15 protein-coding genes are annotated in these 18,612 nt (G+C 33.6%); 8 read left to right on the top strand and 7 right to left on the bottom strand.

Features of this window, described 5'->3' with window-relative positions; translation table 11 throughout:
* Positions 1–116: 116 nt before the first annotated feature.
* Positions 117–1,367 carry an ABC transporter permease gene (locus EKM01_RS13380; RefSeq protein ID WP_126452943.1) on the top strand — a complete coding sequence of 417 codons (1,251 nt, stop codon included), beginning with the start codon at positions 117–119 and terminating at the stop codon, positions 1,365–1,367.
* 153 nt (positions 1,368–1,520) lie between these two features.
* Here EKM01_RS13380 and accD read toward each other — a convergent pair whose 3' ends face one another.
* The 3 genes from accD to EKM01_RS13365 all read right to left on the bottom strand — a co-directional run bounded on the left by accD (position 1,521) and on the right by EKM01_RS13365 (position 6,178).
* Positions 1,521–2,375 (bottom strand): acetyl-CoA carboxylase, carboxyltransferase subunit beta, encoded by an 855-nt coding sequence (accD, locus tag EKM01_RS13375; RefSeq protein ID WP_126452945.1) that lies wholly within the window; start codon positions 2,373–2,375, stop codon positions 1,521–1,523.
* A gap of 108 nt (positions 2,376–2,483) precedes the next feature.
* On the bottom strand, positions 2,484–3,551 hold the full coding sequence (gene fbaA / locus EKM01_RS13370; protein ID WP_126516129.1) for a class II fructose-bisphosphate aldolase: 1,068 nt from the start codon (positions 3,549–3,551) through the stop codon (positions 2,484–2,486).
* Positions 3,552–3,610: 59 nt separating this feature from the next.
* On the bottom strand, positions 3,611–6,178 hold the full coding sequence (locus EKM01_RS13365; RefSeq protein ID WP_126554950.1) for a BamA/TamA family outer membrane protein: 2,568 nt from the start codon (positions 6,176–6,178) through the stop codon (positions 3,611–3,613).
* A 37-nt stretch (positions 6,179–6,215) separates the two neighbouring features.
* On the opposite strand from EKM01_RS13365, the gene EKM01_RS13360 reads away from it, so the two are divergent.
* Positions 6,216–6,941 (top strand): RNA methyltransferase, encoded by a 726-nt coding sequence (locus tag EKM01_RS13360; protein ID WP_126457456.1) that lies wholly within the window; start codon positions 6,216–6,218, stop codon positions 6,939–6,941.
* Positions 6,942–6,994: 53 nt separating this feature from the next.
* Here the strand turns inward: EKM01_RS13360 and EKM01_RS13355 are convergent, their stop codons facing one another.
* The 4 genes from EKM01_RS13355 to EKM01_RS13335 form a co-directional block, all read right to left on the bottom strand.
* Positions 6,995–7,699, bottom strand: coding sequence for a porin family protein (locus EKM01_RS13355; protein ID WP_126768642.1), 705 nt, complete (start codon positions 7,697–7,699; stop codon positions 6,995–6,997).
* A 1-nt stretch (position 7,700) separates the two neighbouring features.
* The gene (gene ubiE, locus EKM01_RS13350) at positions 7,701–8,432 is read right to left on the bottom strand and encodes a bifunctional demethylmenaquinone methyltransferase/2-methoxy-6-polyprenyl-1,4-benzoquinol methylase UbiE (RefSeq protein ID WP_126457454.1); all 732 of its coding nucleotides are present in this window, start codon (positions 8,430–8,432) and stop codon (positions 7,701–7,703) included.
* Between the two features lie 597 nt (positions 8,433–9,029).
* Positions 9,030–9,512 carry a dihydrofolate reductase gene (locus EKM01_RS13340; protein WP_126457453.1) on the bottom strand — a complete coding sequence of 161 codons (483 nt, stop codon included), beginning with the start codon at positions 9,510–9,512 and terminating at the stop codon, positions 9,030–9,032.
* A 2-nt stretch (positions 9,513–9,514) separates the two neighbouring features.
* Positions 9,515–9,847, bottom strand: a complete 333-nt coding sequence (locus EKM01_RS13335) for a 2TM domain-containing protein (RefSeq protein ID WP_126457452.1) — start codon at positions 9,845–9,847, stop codon at positions 9,515–9,517.
* Between the two features lie 238 nt (positions 9,848–10,085).
* On the opposite strand from EKM01_RS13335, the gene EKM01_RS13330 reads away from it, so the two are divergent.
* The 6 genes from EKM01_RS13330 to EKM01_RS13305 all read left to right on the top strand — a co-directional run bounded on the left by EKM01_RS13330 (position 10,086) and on the right by EKM01_RS13305 (position 18,611).
* A complete protein-coding gene (locus tag EKM01_RS13330) occupies positions 10,086–10,382 on the top strand; it encodes an isoamylase early set domain-containing protein (RefSeq protein ID WP_126768641.1) in 297 nt (98 codons plus the stop codon).
* Positions 10,383–10,647: 265 nt separating this feature from the next.
* The gene (locus tag EKM01_RS13325) at positions 10,648–12,129 is read left to right on the top strand and encodes a sodium:solute symporter (protein WP_126768640.1); all 1,482 of its coding nucleotides are present in this window, start codon (positions 10,648–10,650) and stop codon (positions 12,127–12,129) included.
* An 8-nt stretch (positions 12,130–12,137) separates the two neighbouring features.
* Positions 12,138–13,643: a class I adenylate-forming enzyme family protein gene (locus tag EKM01_RS13320; protein WP_126768639.1), complete on the top strand. Its 1,506-nt coding sequence runs from the start codon at positions 12,138–12,140 to the stop codon at positions 13,641–13,643.
* Complete coding sequence (locus EKM01_RS13315; RefSeq protein ID WP_126768638.1) at positions 13,640–14,575, top strand: alpha/beta fold hydrolase; 936 nt, start codon at positions 13,640–13,642, stop codon at positions 14,573–14,575. The genes EKM01_RS13320 and EKM01_RS13315 overlap by 4 nt, the downstream gene beginning before the upstream one ends.
* A 4-nt stretch (positions 14,576–14,579) precedes the next feature.
* A complete protein-coding gene (locus EKM01_RS13310; RefSeq protein WP_126768637.1) occupies positions 14,580–15,995 on the top strand; it encodes a hypothetical protein in 1,416 nt (471 codons plus the stop codon).
* 138 nt (positions 15,996–16,133) lie between these two features.
* The gene (locus tag EKM01_RS13305; protein ID WP_126768636.1) at positions 16,134–18,611 is read left to right on the top strand and encodes a TonB-dependent receptor; all 2,478 of its coding nucleotides are present in this window, start codon (positions 16,134–16,136) and stop codon (positions 18,609–18,611) included.
* Position 18,612: the final 1 nt, after the last annotated feature.

Here is an 18,612-nt window from a genome sequence, read left to right as displayed (position 1 = left end):
TTACGGCTATTGCAACGGGAAACATAAAAATAGCGCTTTCACAATGTAACGAAACGATTTTTCATTAGGTTTCTGATTAATATTTATAGAATTTTACTTAACACTAAATAGATTGTATGTTAGTTTACCTTCGATTATTAAAAGAGAGTTTTAGCTTTGCGATGAATGCATTGCGCAACAATAAGTTACGAACGCTGCTTTCTTTGTTAGGCGTTACTATTGGGATTTTTTCTATTATAGCGGTACTCGCTGCTGTAGATTCTTTGGACAGAAAAATCACTAAAGATTTGAGTAGTTTAGATAAAAATACGATTTATTTGATGAAATTTTCTTTCGGACCTTCGGAAATTCCACAATGGAAAAGAGAACAGTTTCCTAATGTGAAGTATGATGAATACACCTATATGAAAGGTGCAATGACTAACACGGATCAAATGGCCTATCAAATATTTATCAGAAGAGAATCTATTAAATTTGATTCAAAAACAGTTAGTGATGTCAATATAGTTCCTGTTTCTCAGGAATTTATAGATATTCAGGGCCTTGAGTTTGAAAGCGGACGATTTTACAATGAATCCGAAGCCAATTCCGGAGCTACAGTTGTTGTTTTGGGGAATGAAATTGCAAAATCACTTTTTGATGATGCAGAACCCATTGGAAAAAACGTGCGGTTGTATGGAAATCGTTTTACGGTCATTGGGGTTTTGAAGAAACAAGGAGCGGGTTTGTTTGGGGATAGTAATGACACCTCAGCTTATATTCCAGTCAATTTTGTGCGACAACTATACGGGGATAATAATACTGCTTTGACAAATGTTATTATTTTTAAACCTGAAAATGGAGCTGACATGGCAGCTTATAAAGAAGAAATAGCACAAAAATTAAGAAGCTTTAGGGGAGTGAAAGCAGGTGAAATAGATAATTTTTTCATTAATGTTTTTTCTGGATTTACTGACCTTATTGATGGTATCCTTGGGCAAATGAATCTTGTAGGATGGGTTATCAGTGGCTTTTCTCTGCTTGTAGGTGGTTTTGGAATTGCTAATATTATGTTTGTTTCTGTAAAAGAGCGTACGAATTTGATTGGGATCCAAAAATCATTGGGAGCCAAAAACAAGTTTATATTGTTTCAGTTTTTATTTGAAGCGATAATATTATCAGTTATTGGTGGTTTGATAGGATTGCTCTTAGTTTGGATTATTACTCTTATTGTAACAAAAGCCTTAGACTTCGAGTTTGTCTTAAGTATGGGTAATATTGTCCTAGGAACAGGATTAGCGGCTATAATTGGTCTAATATCCGGAATTCTACCTGCAATTGCAGCTTCTAAATTAGATCCGGTGGAGGCTATTCGTACCGGGATATAAAAAACTCAGGTTTGAGTAATCCTCTTTTGTAAACACTTAATTTTAAATATAATGGCATAACAAAAAACAGCTTCCAATATTTTTTTGGAAGCTGTTTTTTGTTATAAAGAGAATGTAGCGCAAATATAAAGTCCCAATTGCTTGGGATTTTATTTATCGAATATCATTGTTCTGAATCAAATCAATGTACAAGTTGATCTTGTCTTTCAATTCTTTTCTTGGTGTGATAAAGTCTAAGAAGCCATGTTCGAGTAAAAACTCAGCAGTCTGAAAACCTTCTGGTAAATCTTTACCAGTTGTGTCTCGTACTACCCTTGGGCCAGCAAATCCTATTAATGCGCCTGGTTCAGATATGTTGATGTCACCTAGCATCGCGTATGAAGCAGTTGTTCCTCCAGTTGTTGGATCTGTACATAACGAAATATAAGGCAGTTTTGCTTCGGCAAGTTGTGCTAACTTAACAGATGTTTTGGCTAATTGCATTAATGAATAAGCAGCTTCCATCATTCTGGCTCCACCTGATTTTGAAATCATGACAAAAGGCAAGTTGTTTTTGATGGCGTGATCAATTCCTCTCGCTATTTTTTCACCTACAACTGCACCCATAGAACCACCAATGAAGGCAAAATCCATACAGCAAATAACTAAATCTTTACCTTTTGATTTTCCAACTCCCGTGCGTACTGCATCCTTGAGTTTGGTTTTTTCCATTACATCTTTCAAACGATCTGCATATTTCTTGGTATCCACAAAGTGCAAAGGATCTTTAGAAGTCATATTCTTGTCTAATTCAACAAATTCATTATTGTCAAATAAGATTTGAAAATATTCAGCACTTCCAATTCTGACATGAAAACCATCTTCTGGACTCACAAATAAGTTGCGAGCTAGTTCATCGGCATCAATGATTTTTCCGGTTGGAGATTTGTACCAAAGTCCTTTTGGAATATCCATTTTGTCTTCGGTAGCGGTAGTAATCCCTTTTTCTTTTCTTTTAAACCAAGCCATTTCTTTAGTATTCAGTGTTCAGTAATCAGGTATTCAGTGTTTTGTAATCAGTTTTAGTGTTCCATTGTCAGCATTTGAGATCTGAACACTAAAAACGGACCACTATTTTTATAATGTATTCACATTGTTCAAGTCAGCAAATGCTTGCTCAAGTCTTGTGTTGAAAGTAACTTCACTTTCACGCAACCATTTTCTTGGGTCGTAATGTTTTTTGTTTGGAACATCAGCGCCTTCTGGGTTTCCAATTTGAGTTTTCAAATAGTCAATATTTTTAACCATGTAATCACGAATTCCTTCTGTAAATGCAAATTGCAAATCAGTATCGATATTCATTTTTATTACCCCGTAGCTGATCCCTTCTCTTATTTCTTCTAATGTAGAACCAGAACCACCGTGGAAAACGAAATCTACTGGATTAGATCCTGTATTGAATTTATTTTGAACAAAATCCTGAGAATTTTTCAAGATTTTTGGAGTCAATTTTACATTTCCGGGTTTGTACACTCCATGTACGTTTCCAAAAGCAGCAGCAATTGTAAATCGTGGACTTACTTTTGAAAGTTCTTCGTATGCGTAAGCAACTTCTTCTGGTTGTGTATATAATTTTGAACTATCAACATCAGAGTTGTCTACACCATCTTCTTCACCACCTGTGATTCCAAGTTCGATCTCTAATGTCATTCCCATTTTACTCATTCGTTCTAAATAGCCTTTGCAAATTTCGATGTTTTCTTCGATAGGCTCTTCAGATAAATCAATCATGTGAGACGAAAACAATGGTTTTCCGGTTTTAGCAAAATGTGCTTCGGAAGCATCTAATAGGCCGTCTATCCAAGGTAATAATTTTTTCGCACAATGGTCAGTATGTAAAATTACAGTTGCTCCATACGCTTCCGCCATGGTGTGAATGTGTAAAGCTCCTGCAATTCCACCAGCGATAGCTGCTTTTTCACCAACATTCGAAAGTCCTTTACCTGCATTAAATTGTGCTCCTCCATTAGAAAACTGAATGATAACAGGAGCATTAAGTTTTGCTGCAGTTTCAAGGACACCATTGATTGTATTTGATCCAGTAACGTTTACTGCCGGAAGTGCAAATCCTTTTTCTTTTGCGTAATTGAAAATTTCTTGTACTTGATCTCCTGTAGCTACGCCCGGTTTAATAGTATGTGCCATTGTGTTTTTTTTAGTTATTTTTTAGTTTTTAGTTTTGCAAAAATAAGAATTATTTAGCATTAGAACGGGTAATTTATTCCAAAATTTAAAACAGAGTTTCCAAAATTATATTCTTGAAACCATCTTTTACGGGTTTCGTTGGCAGGATTATAAGTTTTAAATCCTAAATCAAAACGAATTACAAAAAAACTCAGGTCATATCGAAGGCCGAATCCCGTGCCTAATGCAATGTCTTTTAAGTCGCTGAAACTGGTAAATGTTGATTTCTCATCCACCACATTATCCAATACGTTCCAAATGTTCCCGGCATCAGCAAAAAGGGCCCCTTTTAAATTGCCTAATATTTTAAATCTAAATTCACCACTGATGGCAATTTTCATGTTGGCTTCATTAAAATCATCTACAGCTCCGCTACTCCCGGGGCCTAAGCTGTATGGTTGCCAGGCTCGGTTGTCATTTGAGCCCCCAGAAAAATAACTCCTTGAAAAAGGAATGTAATTTGAATTACCAAATGGGACTGCAATGCCAAAAAAGGATCGAAAGGCAAAGATCTTTTCTTTAGATAAATCCCAATGTTTGATGTATTCAAATTCTGTTTTTAGGTATTCAGAGTATTCTAAATTAAATATCTCATAATTACCGGTGACATTTTCTTTTTGATTCGTCGTTTTTGCAAAAGCTGACAATAGTGTTCCCGCTGATTCTATTTTTGTTCTAAAGAGATAAAAATCATTGTCTAATAAGTCTTTCTTTGTTGTTTTTGAAAACGTAAAACTTGTAGCGAGTATAAAATCGTTTTCCGTAAGTCGGAGTCTTCTTTCCTCAATGCTTTTTACACTTTCTATATCAGCACTTTCTAATGGTTTTAAGAAACTCGCATTTCCTGATAAGACATCACGGGTAAATCCAGTTGTGCCTCTTTCAATGACTAAATCCCTATCGATATCATTGTTATAGTAGTTAGGGTTGGTGTTGTATTGCTTCCCTATGGCATTCAATGCTCTGTAAGAAGAGTTGTAAACAAAGAAATAATTATTGGGATTTAGATTGCGAACAAACTGGGTGTTAAACAGGTCAAATCGGGCAGTATGGTTTCTTTTTGGAGTCCAATTGTACGATAGTGCTCCCGTGAAATTTTCTTTGTCTAACCCCAGATTTCTTTGTTTTGCAAAACCGACTGTGATTAGTGTGGAGGGAATCATGCTTTTTGGAATGATTTTTTCAGTGCTAAAGGGAATGAAAATTCTAGGAATATTTAATTTTAAATCCAACCCGTACTCGGATACATTAAAAAAATTATTATTTGGATTGGCAAGATCTTGTGAGGAACCTATATTGCCACGGGCTGCAATTTCCAGTGTTTCAGCACCATTAAAAACATTTCTGATTGTTTCTGAAACACTCAATCCGATACCAAAATCCTGAATGTTAGAATGGGTAACATCTAGTGTAGTCCCAAAACTATATTTTTTGCGGGGAGTCAGGTATACTTTAGCGATCAGCGATTGTGCAGTACTGTCTCTTTTGTCAACTTCATATTGTATGGAGGGGTAGTTGAATACTTTGAGGTTGTTCAGGTAGCGTGTGGTCAAGACTGTTTTGTAATCAGCATACAAACCTCCCTTTGTAATGAATATGGCGTTAGTTATCGCGCGAGGTTTGTATTTTAATTTTTGATGGCTGTATAAATTGAAGTTTTTGTAGGTTGTACTATCTGTAATAGTCCGGTTGTTATTCTCTGAGGAATAGTCCGTATAAATATTTACATCACTTATTTTATAAATTTTAAAAGGCACCGTTTTGCTAGAATCCTGATCTTGGTACGAATAATTATTAATGACCAGGTTTATATTTGCTTGATTTACTTTTTTAATCGTGTCAATATCAAAAGTAACGTAGTTGGACTGAAAATAATAGGCTCCGTTATTTCTGAAATGAGTGGTAATTCGGTTTTTTTCATTCTCAAAATCTTCTGTTTTGTATTGATTGCCTGATTTTAGAAAGGTATTGGATTTATTGGTTTGGTATAAAGAGTCTAATGCTGGAGTTAAAATAGTGGTTTTTAAAGTATCTAGGAAAAAGGCATTTCCGGGCGTTATGGCGTATTTTATTTTAGCTTTTTTAAGGCTCAGGGTGTCTATGTTGTAATTTGCATTTACATTAAAATAGCCATTGTTGAAATAGTAATATTTCAATCGCAATACTGATTTGTCAGCTCTTTCTTTGTCGATAATTACAGGAGGCTCTCCTGTTTTTTTTAAAAAATTATGGATGCCATAATATAAAAAAGACTTTCCGAGTCTGTTGACTTGTTTTTCAGACAGCCATTTGGATTGTCTTTTGTATTTTTCGGGATTGTTAGCAAACTTAGCCTGATAGGTTGAATCTGGATTTAGATTGGCAAGATTGTAAAGGTTCAAGCGCAAACGATAGCCCAGCAAGGTACTGTTTGGTTTTTGATACAACTGATTAAAAATAGTTTCCTCCTTAATGGATTTGCCATTGGCCTCGATTTCATTTTTTGTAAGCAGCAATTTCCCGTCAGGAACTCTTTTTACAGCGTCACAAGCGCAAATTAGTATTGCAATTACAATAAATGCAGTTATTTTTGTAGAAATTTTTTTCAAGTGTTCTAAAATATTTAATTCAAAAGTACATTATTTTATGGTTAGTAAAAACCAAATAAAGCTTATAACGAGTTTGCAGCAAAAAAAATATAGGATAGCCAATAAATTATTTTTTGCCGAAGGTGTCAAAGGAATTGAGGAACTATTGGATTCTAATTTTGAATTGGAACATTTGTTTACCACCCAAAATGATTTTGATTCGGTAAGCCAAGAAAAAAAAACCATTATTTCAGAAAATGATTTAAAAAAAGTTACAGCATTGGCTACTCCGAATACATGTTTAGCCGTTTTTAAGATGCCAGTAGAAAAATCAATTACTGAAACCGGTTTGATTCTAGCGCTTGATTCTATTCGGGATCCTGGAAATTTAGGGACTATATTGCGTTTGTGTGACTGGTTTGGGATACAACAAGTCTTGTGTTCAAAGGAAACGGTAGATCTGTATAATCCAAAAGTGGTTCAGGCAACCATGGGCTCCATTGCCCGGGTGAATGTTAATTATGTTGATTTGAATGTTTTTTTAGCGCAGACAAAACTTCCAATTTTTGGGACCTTCATGGATGGAGAAAATATTTATAAAGCAACTCTTCCTCAACAGGGAATTATTATCATGGGGAATGAAGCTAATGGAATTTCTCCGGCTCTTGAAAATGAGGTCCACAACCGACTCACAATTCCTCGTTTTGGGAATCTTCAAAAAACGGAAAGTCTGAATGTAGCTGCAGCAACAGCAATTGTCTTAAGTGAGTTTTGTAGAGGCTGATAGCAACGCGCAGTCATAGTTTACGGGAGAACTTAAAACGGCCAAACTACTTTTTAATGGAAAGTAAAATTAATTAAAATGGCTCTGGTCTTTAAGGCTTCAATGTTTCCTGTCCAAGGACTGCTGGGGTCATTGTCTCTAATTAGTTCGTCATTAAGTCCAAAAACACCTCTTATGGAAGGCGAAAATATAAAATATTCGGAAAAAAGGTCAATTCCAAAGCCTAATTCATAATTAGTAGTCCATGATTTAACTCGAAAGCGTTCCTGCAAATTATCATCCATCAACTTAGAGTTGCTGGATAAGTTTAAAGTAGCTGACAATCCTCCCACTAAATAGGGGCGAATATTGCCCGTTCTTAGGGAGGAAAATTTCAACAATAAAGGAAAATGAATGTACGTGCTGTTCACTTCTCTAAGCGCATCGCCACTGTTTGAAAAATTAGGGTAATACAAGTCTCTTTTTGTGTAATACAATCCAGGTTCAAATCGCAAGTTAATGTATTCCTGTAATTTTACATCACCAATAATTCCCACATTGAATCCGGTTGTTTTTTTGACCAGTATATCAGGGTCTTTCATTTTATAATCAATTTTAAAATCATAGGAATTGAATCCTAAGTAAAAGCCATAATAAACTTTCTTTTTTTGAAAATTTTCCAAATTAACAATGGGATCTTTGCTGAAAATAGTTCGAGACTTTTGGGCGTATCCGTTTAGAATAAAAGCAAAAAAGAGTAAGGCAATTATTTTTTTCATGTTATTTTTTAGAAGCTGAGTAAATGGTGGCCACACCAAAGGTTTGCGGTAATGCTACAACATCTATAAACCCAATTTCTCTTAAAATATTGTTTAACGCCTCACCATAAGGAAAAGCGGCAGCTGATTCAGATAAATAACCGTAGGCAACGTTATCCTTAGAGAATAATTTACCTATCAAAGGCAGGATGTTTTGACTGTAAAAAGTATAGCCTTGTTTGTAAGGCGTTTGGTCTGGCACTGACGTTTCTAAAATTACAAATACACCATTTGGTTTTAAAACTCTTAAAATTTCAGCTAATCCTTTTTCCAGCGTTTCAAAATTTCGAACACCAAAAGCAACGGTAATCGCATCAAAATAATTGTCTTCAAAAGGCATGTTTTCTGAGTCGCCCAAAATCATTTCAATAGTAGCAGTAAGGTTTTTGGCAGCAATTTTTTGGACGCCAACTTCCAGCATTCCGGCAGATATGTCTAAGCCAATGATTTTTTCAGCATTGGTTTGTGCCATTAAAATCGCTAAATCTCCGGTGCCCGTAGCAATATCCAGGATTATTTTTGGATTGGATTTCGCAACCATCTGCAAAACTTTTTTACGCCATTTTATATCAATTCCAAAAGAAATGACACGATTCAATTTATCATAGTTGCCTGAAATGGTGTCAAACATTTGAGCAACCTGTTCTTTTTTACCTAAGGCAGAACCTTTATAAGGAGTTATCTTTTCTGACATTTTTTTTATGCAAATATAATACAAACGGGATGAACTAAAAACGAGTTCTTTAAATTAGAAGCAAGTTTTGTTTTATGTGCCGGAATGATTTTTTGCGAACTAAATAAGACTAAGTCCGTTAAAATAAGAAACATTTTTTTATTTGAAATATCACTAAAAGTGGGTATTGTATCTCCGATTTTTATTGCGCAAATTTGGTATTCAAGAAAGAACCATATTAAATGATTAAAAAAGAGTCAGTGAACCTAATCAAATGGATATTTTTAGCGCTATTTATCTCATTTGTTCTTGTTAGCTGTTTTGAAAATGCTGTTTTACAAGGCAGTATTGTAGTTAAAGCGCATCATACGTTCTTAGGATTAAATTTGTTTTTGGAAATTTTAATTTTTTTCGTCTTTAGTACCTTCGTGGTATTTGGTATTAAAGGCTTTTTTGAGATGTATTCTCAAAAAACATCAAACATTATAATCTTCGTTTCTGGAGTGTTACTAGTGTTTGTAATTTTTATATTAGTTTATCAAATACTGTTTCAAGACTAGGTCATTGCTCTTAATCAATGGTTAAAAAAAAACATCCCCAAAAGGATGTTTTTTTATTTTATTTCCTAACGAATGTCTGGTAGGAATAATCGTAAAGATGCTTTTCATCCTTCTCATTAAATTCCGAAACTATTATTTTCCATTCGGACTCATTAATCGCAGGGAATCTGGCATCGCCTTCAAAGGAGTGATGTACCCGTGTGATTTCTATTTTATCAGTAAAAGGAAGTCCCAAAGTATAAATTTCGCCGCCACCAATTATAAAGGTGTCTTGGTCTTTTGGACAAACTTCCAGTGCTTTTTCAATACTATCAACAATTATGCATCCTTCAGCGTGATACTCTTTTTGTCGGGTGATTATGATGTGGGTTCTGTTTGGTAATGGTTTGGGAAAACTTTCAAATGTTTTTCTCCCCATTATGATATGATGCCCGGAAGTAAGTGATTTGAATCTTTTAAAATCGTTGGGCAAATGCCAGATTAATTCATTGTTTTTTCCTAGCGTATTATTCTCGGCTACGGCCGCAATCATTACTATCATAATTATTTAGGGTCGTCGTTAGATACTTGCGTCTGTAATTGGTCTATTTTCTTTTTTTGCAAAGCGACCAGGCGGTCTATTTGTTCTCTTTCCCAATCTTTATTCATAAATCGATCCGTGATGAAAATTTTTATAAAATGCAAAATAAAAAGGAATAGCCATATTGTAATAACCCAAAGATACCAATACGAGACTACCGTACTATCAAGGAAATTATGAGCAACAAATAGCAATAAACTTCCCAATACAAAAAGAACAAAATGAAAATACAATCGTTTCTTTTGTTTTATTCTTCGTCTTGCATATTCATATTGTTCGTGTAATTCTTTTTCCATCGCTCTGATTTTAGTTTATAAAGGTAAAATTTATTTTGCAAAGTCACTATTTTGCCTCAGGATTATTTCAACAGAAAACGTATTCTGATTTTTGAATAGTAAATTTACGATCCTTTAAATTATTGAATTTATCAAAAATTAACATAGTTTACGGCATTCTATTAAAACTTCACAGGAGCCATTGAAACTTCAATATATTACATTTACTTTGTTTTATAAACCTATAAATGAATATGTTATGCCGATTAAAAAACAATTTGTAAAAACAAAGCCAGTTTGTAAAGTTACTTTTTCGGTAGCGGCAAAGGCAGCAAGTCATGCTTCTGTTGTGGGTGATTTCAACAATTGGAATGTTGCTGAAGGGGCTTTAAGTAAATTAAAAAATGGAACTTTCAAGGGGGTGTTTGATGTGGCCAAAGACGCCGCTTACGAATTCAAATACGTTATCGATGGTGTATTTGTCAATGAGCCAGAGGCAGATTCTTTCAAATGGAATGATTTCGCCGGTGCAGAGAATAGTATTTTAATAATTTGATGTAAAATCTCGGTTTATCAGGCAAAAGGAATTGATTTTTTTATCGTTGATAAACAGCTGTATTTATTAAATTTTGTCTAAATTCGATTTGTTTAAACCATTTTAAATTAAATAAGTCCTACTTTAGTCCTTATGCCATAAACAATAGGGCTTAAGAATAAATTGGGAATCTTTGTTCAATAGTCACATTGTTAATAAGCAAGGTGTTTTGTGGGTCTTAGAAATATTATTTATTTATTTGTTTGAAACCAAAACGATAGTATTTATGACTGCATCAAACCAATGGACATTTTATATGTGGGTAATTCTGGCCATATATGCTTTACTGATTCTTTTCTTTGTCATTCGTGGAGCTTTAAGAACAAAAAACATAAATGATTATGCGTTAGGAAATGGGTTTCCATCATGGATTGTAGGTTTATCTTTGGCAGCTTCTATGACCAGCGCCGCTACTTTTGTTATCAATCCGGGGTTTATTGCTTTGTATGGAATATCGGGAGTGATTTCCTTTGGATTTGTTTTGCCTCTTTCTGCTTTCATCTCTTTAATTGTATTTACCAAGGGATTCGCTAAATATGGTAGCTCGGTGAAAGCCGCTACAATGGCGCAATGGATTGGAAATCGCTATAACAATAAAAGCTATGCTTTGTTTTTTGGGATTATTGCTTTATTTCTAATCACTTTTATTGTTTTAATTAATGTTGGGCTGACTCAGGTTTTATCAAAATCATTGAATGCAGATCCCTACTTTGTTTTATTAGGAATTACCATTTTTGTCTTTGGATATATGATGTTTGGAGGAGCAAATTCGATGGTTTATACAAATACGGTGCAAGCCATAATTATGTTTGTGGTCGCGATAATCTTAATAGGTTCTGGTTTTGATAATTTCGAAAATGGAATCGCCGGTTTTTTCGAAAAGTTGCATGCTATTGACCCAAACTTGACTCAAACTACTAATAAATCAAGTTATTTTTTTAGAGATTATTTTGAAATAATCTTTTGTCAAATCATTATAGGAGTTGCAATTGTTTGCCAGCCTCATATTATTACAAAATCCCTGATGCTAAAGAATCCTAAAAAAATTAATCTCTTTTTAGCCAGTGGAATAGGTTTCATGTTTGTTTATTTCTTGGTTGTAATTGCAGGATTATATGCTAGGATTTATTTTCCTGATTTGACTTTCAATGGAAATAAGTTGAAAATGGATGAAATAATACCAATTTATGTTGTTACAAAATTTTCAGTTGGCGTTGGGTTGCTAATCGTAATTGGGCTAATTTCTGCGGGTTTATCCACCTTAGAGAGTTTGATACAATCCTTATCAATTACGATAACTTCGGATGTATTAGAACCTCTATTTGGGGATAAAATCAAAAATAATTCTATTTCGATTAATAGAGGTGTAATTGTAATTTTGGCAATAATTAGTTTTTTTATTAGTTGGGATCAAATAAATTATCCCAATTTAAGTGTGGCAATTTTTGCTCAAAATGGAGTTTATGCTTATTTTTCGGCTGCATTTGTTCCGGTTTTATTTGGTACATTTTTAAAAGATGTTTCTGTAAGAACAGTATTTATTGCGAGTATAGTTGCTATAGTTACTCATTTTTCAATTTATTATTTTAAAATCACACCTTATATGAAAGTTCCGGTTCAAAATCCTGGTATTTCGGCATCAATTGGTATTGTGGTATCGGTAATTGTAGGCTATTTTTTATATAAATTTGGACAAAATAAAAAATAAATTAGAAAATGAATACCTTGGATTGGATTGCTAAATGGGCGGATTATACCCCGGATAAAATTGCCATTACTTCGTATGATACCGATGAAAAGTATACTTACAAGGAAATCGATGACTATGCCAATAATCTGTTACATAAATTCAAGGAATACCAAGTTGAAGTAGGCGATAGGATTGCTGTTCTAGCAGAACATGGCCTGCATTATATCGTTTTATTGTCAGCTTGTCAAAGACTGGGCGCTATTATGGTTCCTTTAAATTATCGTTTGTCCTCGGTTGAGATTTCAAAACTCCTACGGGATTGCAGCCCGACTCTTTTGATTTTCAATTCGAATCAATTTGAAAAAATGGAAGAAGAGATTTTAGAATCCTATCAAACCATCAGCGTTGAGGAATTTAAAAAAGAGTATAAAACCAAAAATAATTGGGCTCCTGTTTTTTATGAAATTAAAGAAGAGAGTCCCTTATTTGTTTTCTACACTTCGGGAACGATTGGCCAGCCCAAAGGCGTTATTTATACCAATAAAATGATGTTTTGGAATAGTTTGAATACTTCCATGCAGTTAGGAATAACATTCAATGACTCTACCATAAACATGCTTCCGCCTTATCACACTTCAGGATGGAATGTTTTTGTTACTCCATTACTACACAAAGGGGCACACATAGGAATGATTGAAAAGTTTGATCCTAAAAAGATACTTTTTTTATTAGAACGGTATCAAACTACTATTTTTATTGCTTTACCAACGATGTTGCAAATGATGCAAGAAATTCCCGAATTTAAAAAAGTAGATTTAAAAAAAATAAGATATATAATTTCTGGCGGAGAAATGGTGAATTCAGATTTAGTATCACATTGGAAAAACACTAAGAATATAGCTATACGTCCCGGTTATGGGCTAACCGAAGCGGGACCTAGCGTTACTTCACTACATCATAATATGGCTTTGTTAAAGCCAAATTCAATTGGAAAACCTAACTTTTATCTGGATTTAAAAATTATTAATTCAAATGGAGATCCAGTCCTTGAAAATCAAATAGGGGAAATATGCCTCAAAGTGCCCATTGTGACTCCAGGTTATTGGAATAATTCTATCGAAACCACAAATAAGATAAAAGCAGATTGGCTGTACACCGGAGATTTAGCCTACAAAGATTCTGAAGGTTATTTATATTTAAAAGGGCGCAAAGATGACATGTACATTTCAGGCGGAGAAAACATTTATCCTCAAGAAATAGAATTAGTACTTGAAAAACACAAAAACATTAATAAAGCAGTCGTTTTGAGTATTAAAGATAATAAATGGGGTGCTTGTGGCATTGCATTTCTAACGATACATAATGCAGATTTAGCCGTTGATGAAATACGGATGTATCTAAAAAAAAATATTGCAGATTACAAACAGCCTAAATATATTTTTATTTTAGAGGAAATTCCATTAACCAGTTTAGGTAAAGTGTCTCGAAAAAACCTCTATAATTATTTTAATTCATTATCATTAGAAAGATGAAAAAAATATTTTTTTTAATTTTAATTAATCTGTCTATGGATGCTCAAACATTAGATTCTAATATCAAAAATATACTTTCGGAATACGAATTTCCGACTTCCTATACCACAATCAACAATCTTGAAATCGCCTATATAAAAGAAGGAAAAGGCAAGAAAACGATCTTGTTTATTCATGGATTAAGCAGTAATGCCGATGCCTGGTCTGATAATATCAAAGAATTAAAATCTGATTTCACTTGCATTGCTATCGACTTGCCGGGATTTGGAAAGTCTTCGATGTCTGCCTGTTTTTTTAGTCCCACTTTTTTTTCAGAAGTAATTCATTCCTTTATCAATAAGATGAAGTTGAAAAATGTGACTCTCATTGGACATTCCATGGGAGGTCAGGCGAGTATTAAATTTGCAACCAGCTATCCAAATGAAATCGAAAAATTAATATTAATAGCTCCCGCGGGATTCGAAGAATTTACATCAGACGATGGCCAATTACTTAAAAACGCAGTTACTCATAATGTGATCAAAAATACTTCTGATTCCCAAATTGAAAAAAATTATAGACTCAATTTTTATAAAATCCCAGAGAAAGCCAGTAAAATGATTGCTGACAGGAAGAATATTCAAACGGCTTCGGACTTTGATGCGTATTGTAATGCCATTGTAAAAAGTATTTCGGGAATGCTAGACGAACCTGTTATTCCGTTGTTAAGCAAAATCGAACATAAAACCCTGGTGATTTTTGGAGAAAATGATTATTTGATTCCAAATCGGTACTTGCATTCTAATTTAACGGTAACGAAAGTTGCCGAAACTGGAACAGCTTCAATTAAAAAAGCCTCTTTAAAATTGATTAAAGAAAGTGGCCATTTTGTTCAATTTGAAAAACCAATTGAGGTTAATTTACTTATAAAACAATTTGTAGCGGGACAATAAAAACATGAAAATTAAACTCAAAAAGTTTACGGAATTTAGTAAAAGTATCCTTCCAAATGAAGCCCATTTCCTGGCTTTGTCCAATCAATTTAAAGACACTGAAAAAATTGGAATCATTGAAAAGGTTTTAAAGAATGCCTTGTCTGAAAACAACAGTATTGAATTTGACGACCAAATCGACAAAAGAAAATACAATTTCGTCATGAGTTGGATTGAAAAAAAGCTTTCTACCATTGATGTGGATCAAACTATTGAGTGGATCATGTTGATGAAAAAGAAAATATTAACGGATACCATTTCCTCCTCCGAAGAAATGCAATTTTTACATTATATCGTTAATTACAAACAGGTCGATTTTAATTTCCAAAACCTATATGAATTAACAAAAGAATATCGAGCCTATTTACTCATTAGGATGCGGTACAAAGATCATGAAATAATTGCTGGTTTTTTAAATCATTTTGAAGGTCATTATGCAAAATCAAAAAAAATACAAGATCGGTTGTACAGCGCCATTTCGGAAATAACCAATCAATATACCTCAAACAATAACGAAACTAAATATTGGGGAAAATGGTTGTTTAAAGTGTTCAATACGCAAAGTATTGATGGCAGAAATAGATACCAAGCATTTATTTTGCTGGCTTTTATGTATTCCAATTACAACGAAAATAAAAACTTAAAAATTATTTTTGATAAAATTGACACTTTCTTTAGTCTTGGCGAAATGTATTCCAGAAGGCTCCTTTCTAATTATTATGCTAGTAGAGTTTTGTTGCATTCTAAAGAAAATGAGTTTAAAAAAGCGGAGTATTATGCCTATCTCTCTATTCGACAAAATAATGATGATACGTTGATGTATTTGAATAATTTAGTAGCTGTTTTATTACGAAATAAAAAACCAAAAGAGGCACTTCAGCTGATGAATAAATACAGCCCTCTTTTTGAAGCTACTCATAATAATCATCAGAAAATAGGCCACATTTCATACCAAATTAGAACCTTAACCGAGTTGAAGCAGTATGATATTGCGCTGAATAAAGCCAAAATATTTTTAAAAAAATATGGAGATGATATTTTGAATCATCGCTGGCATCATTTTTTTACTTCTTATTTTAATGTTTTGATTGCTATGGAAAAGTATGATGAAATTTTGATTATCGCTCAAAGATTTAATCTTTCAGAAAAAGAAAAAGAACGAGAAAAAAAATCCAGTTATGTGCCTAATATTGCCTGGAGTATTGCGCTTTCAAAGTATATGGAAGGCACCATTAACGAAAAACGATTGTTACAGGAAATTGAACTGCCTTTGAGCGGTATAAAACCTTCCGAAAATCAAAAGCAACTGATGATTCAAATTATTGATAATTTATCAAATAACTTGCCTGATGCCTTTTTAAAATTAAAGTCGCACTTATAAAAAATCTATTTTTTATTGACTTTAGACTCTTTTTTCTCCTTTTTGTATAAAATAGTCATACCTATAAATAGAAAGAGCAAATTTATTTTTTTTACCATTAACCTTAGCTTGCACCTATAAACCAAAACTAACTAACTCATGAAAAAATTATTTATTTTGTTAATTTTAATGTGTACTAAACTTGTTTTTGCTCAAGAAAGTGGCCGCATTAAAGGGATTGTAAAAGACACCAATGGTATTGCTCTTTCTGGAGCAACAGTTCAAGTCAACCAATTAAAAAAAGGGACTATAACAGACAAAGACGGAAATTATTCGGTTGATAAAGTTCCCGAAGGAAAATACACGGTTACTATTTCTTTTGTTGGATTCGAAAGTGCCACTCAATCAGTTGCTGTTTTAAAAGGAAAAACAGCTGAAGCGAATGTTAATCTTCAGGAAGTTTCAAATATGTTGAATGATATTGTCGTTACGGCCAACAAAAAACCACAAAAATTAACCGAAGTTCCGGCAACTATTAATATTATCAGAGCAAGAGATATTGCACAATTTGCAAGTTTCAATATTGGAGAACTTGCCTCAAGACAAAAAGGAGTTGATTATGTCAGAAGTGGCGTTTTAGGCACTGGAATTAACATTAGAGGTTTTAATTCAGCCTTTAATTCTAAAAATCTTCAGGTGACCGATGACCGACTTTCATCTTTAATTGCAACCGGCTTGCCTTTAGGAACTTTCTCAACGGTTACAAAAGACGACATTGAAAGAGTAGAGATTTTATTAGGACCAAATGGAACCTTATACGGGCCAAATGCTCATAACGGAGTTATAAATTCAATTACAAAAAATCCTAGAACTTCAGAAGGGACTACTTTTGCAATTGGTGCCGGTAATCAAAATGTGTTGACGGCAAGATTTCGACATGCTCAAGTACTGTCGGATAAATTTGCTTATAAAGTTCATTTTGAAAGATCTCAAGGTACTGAATTTGATTATGTAGATAGTGTTTATATTGGTACCGTTGGTAAACCTGAATTAGAACTAAATCGAGATTTTAGTACCGTTAAATACGGAACGGGTTTGTATTATAAACCAAGTAGTAATTCTGAAATTGTAGGTTATTATGGACACAGTAACAACAACAACATTTCCATAACCAATGCAGGAAGAAATCAAATCAAAGATTGGAAAATTGACGAGTTTCAGATAAAATATATTTCACCACGTTTTTTTGCAAATGGCTATTATACTAAGAGTAATACAGAGAATACCTACGCCATAAATCAACGTACTCAAAATTATTATTCCTTTGTAAATAATGGGTTTTCTGAAGAAGAATCGCTTCGTCGTTCTTATGCCGAACAATGGGTTCCCTCTGCCGGAGTCGCGATTAATAGAGGTTCGCTTTTCAAAGATGATTCAAAAAGGTTGAATGGAGAGTTTCAATATAATAATAATTGGAGCAATTTTTATCTAACCCTTGGGACTCAGTATCAAAAAGATATGGCAGATTCAAAAGGCACTTATTTATTAGATAGTAATGGAGGAATTAACATTGTTCAAACAGGATTTTATTCACAATTTGAGTATAAAGCACCAGAGTCTAAGTGGAATTTCTTATTGGCAGGCCGCTTGGATAATCATGAATTGTATGGTTCTACTTTTTTGCCAAAAGCAGCAATAACTAAATCTTTTGAAAAAGGAACTGTGAGATTTACTTATGGAAATGGAATCTCAGTACCGTCAATATTAAATCTTAAAGGAAATTTATTCGGCGGTTTAATCATAGGAAATGGAGAGGGTTTTACATTAAAAGACGGAAAAAAAATCGCGAAACTTGAAGTAGAAACCATAAGTACTTATGAAGTTGGATATAAAGGATCTTTATCGAATAAGTTAACAATTGATGTAAATGCGTACTATAATAAGTCTAAAAACTTCATTAGCCCGCTTCGTAATATTGCCTCAGCAGCAAATCCGGTAACTCATGTTGGAGATCAGCCAATAGGTACTGTCGTTCCGGGTTCAACGGGTACTTTTATATTGACCTATTCTAATTTTGGGCAAGTGGACACTTATGGGTTTGATCTAGGATTAAATTATGCCATTACCCCCGATTTGGGAGCGGTATTCAACTATTCCTATTTTGGTCGGGATTTAGATAAAAACGATCTTAAAAATGACGGAAACTTAGATGGAATTGTTTTGGAAACAGAATTGCCAATCAACACTCCTCAAAATAAATTTAATGTGGGATTAAATTACAATAAAAACAGATTTTATGGATCTATGTATGCAAGATGGATTCAAAAATATGACTTTTTCTCCGGAATTAACATTGCCGCAAAAACACAAGATTTGAACGGAGATGGGACCAATGATGTAATCGTAAATGCGCGTAAAGGCAGAACCTGGAATTATGGTCAGCTTGGAGGTTTTTCAGTAGATGCAAATATGGGATATAATTTTGCCAATGGTTTAACGTTGGGAGTAAGTGTTACCAATTTATTAAATGCAAAAAACAGAGAGTTTGTAGCCTCCCCAATAATCAGTACGCTGTATGCTTTTGAATTAAAATACAATGTGAATTTCTTTAAAAGTAAAAAAGCGGCTATTAATTAAG

Origin of the sequence: Flavobacterium sp. RSP46, from assembly GCF_003984825.1 — a bacterium.
Taxonomy (GTDB): Bacteria; Bacteroidota; Bacteroidia; order Flavobacteriales; family Flavobacteriaceae; genus Flavobacterium.
The sequence above is the reverse complement of the archived record's forward strand: the minus strand, read 5'-3'. Positions and strand labels throughout refer to the sequence as shown.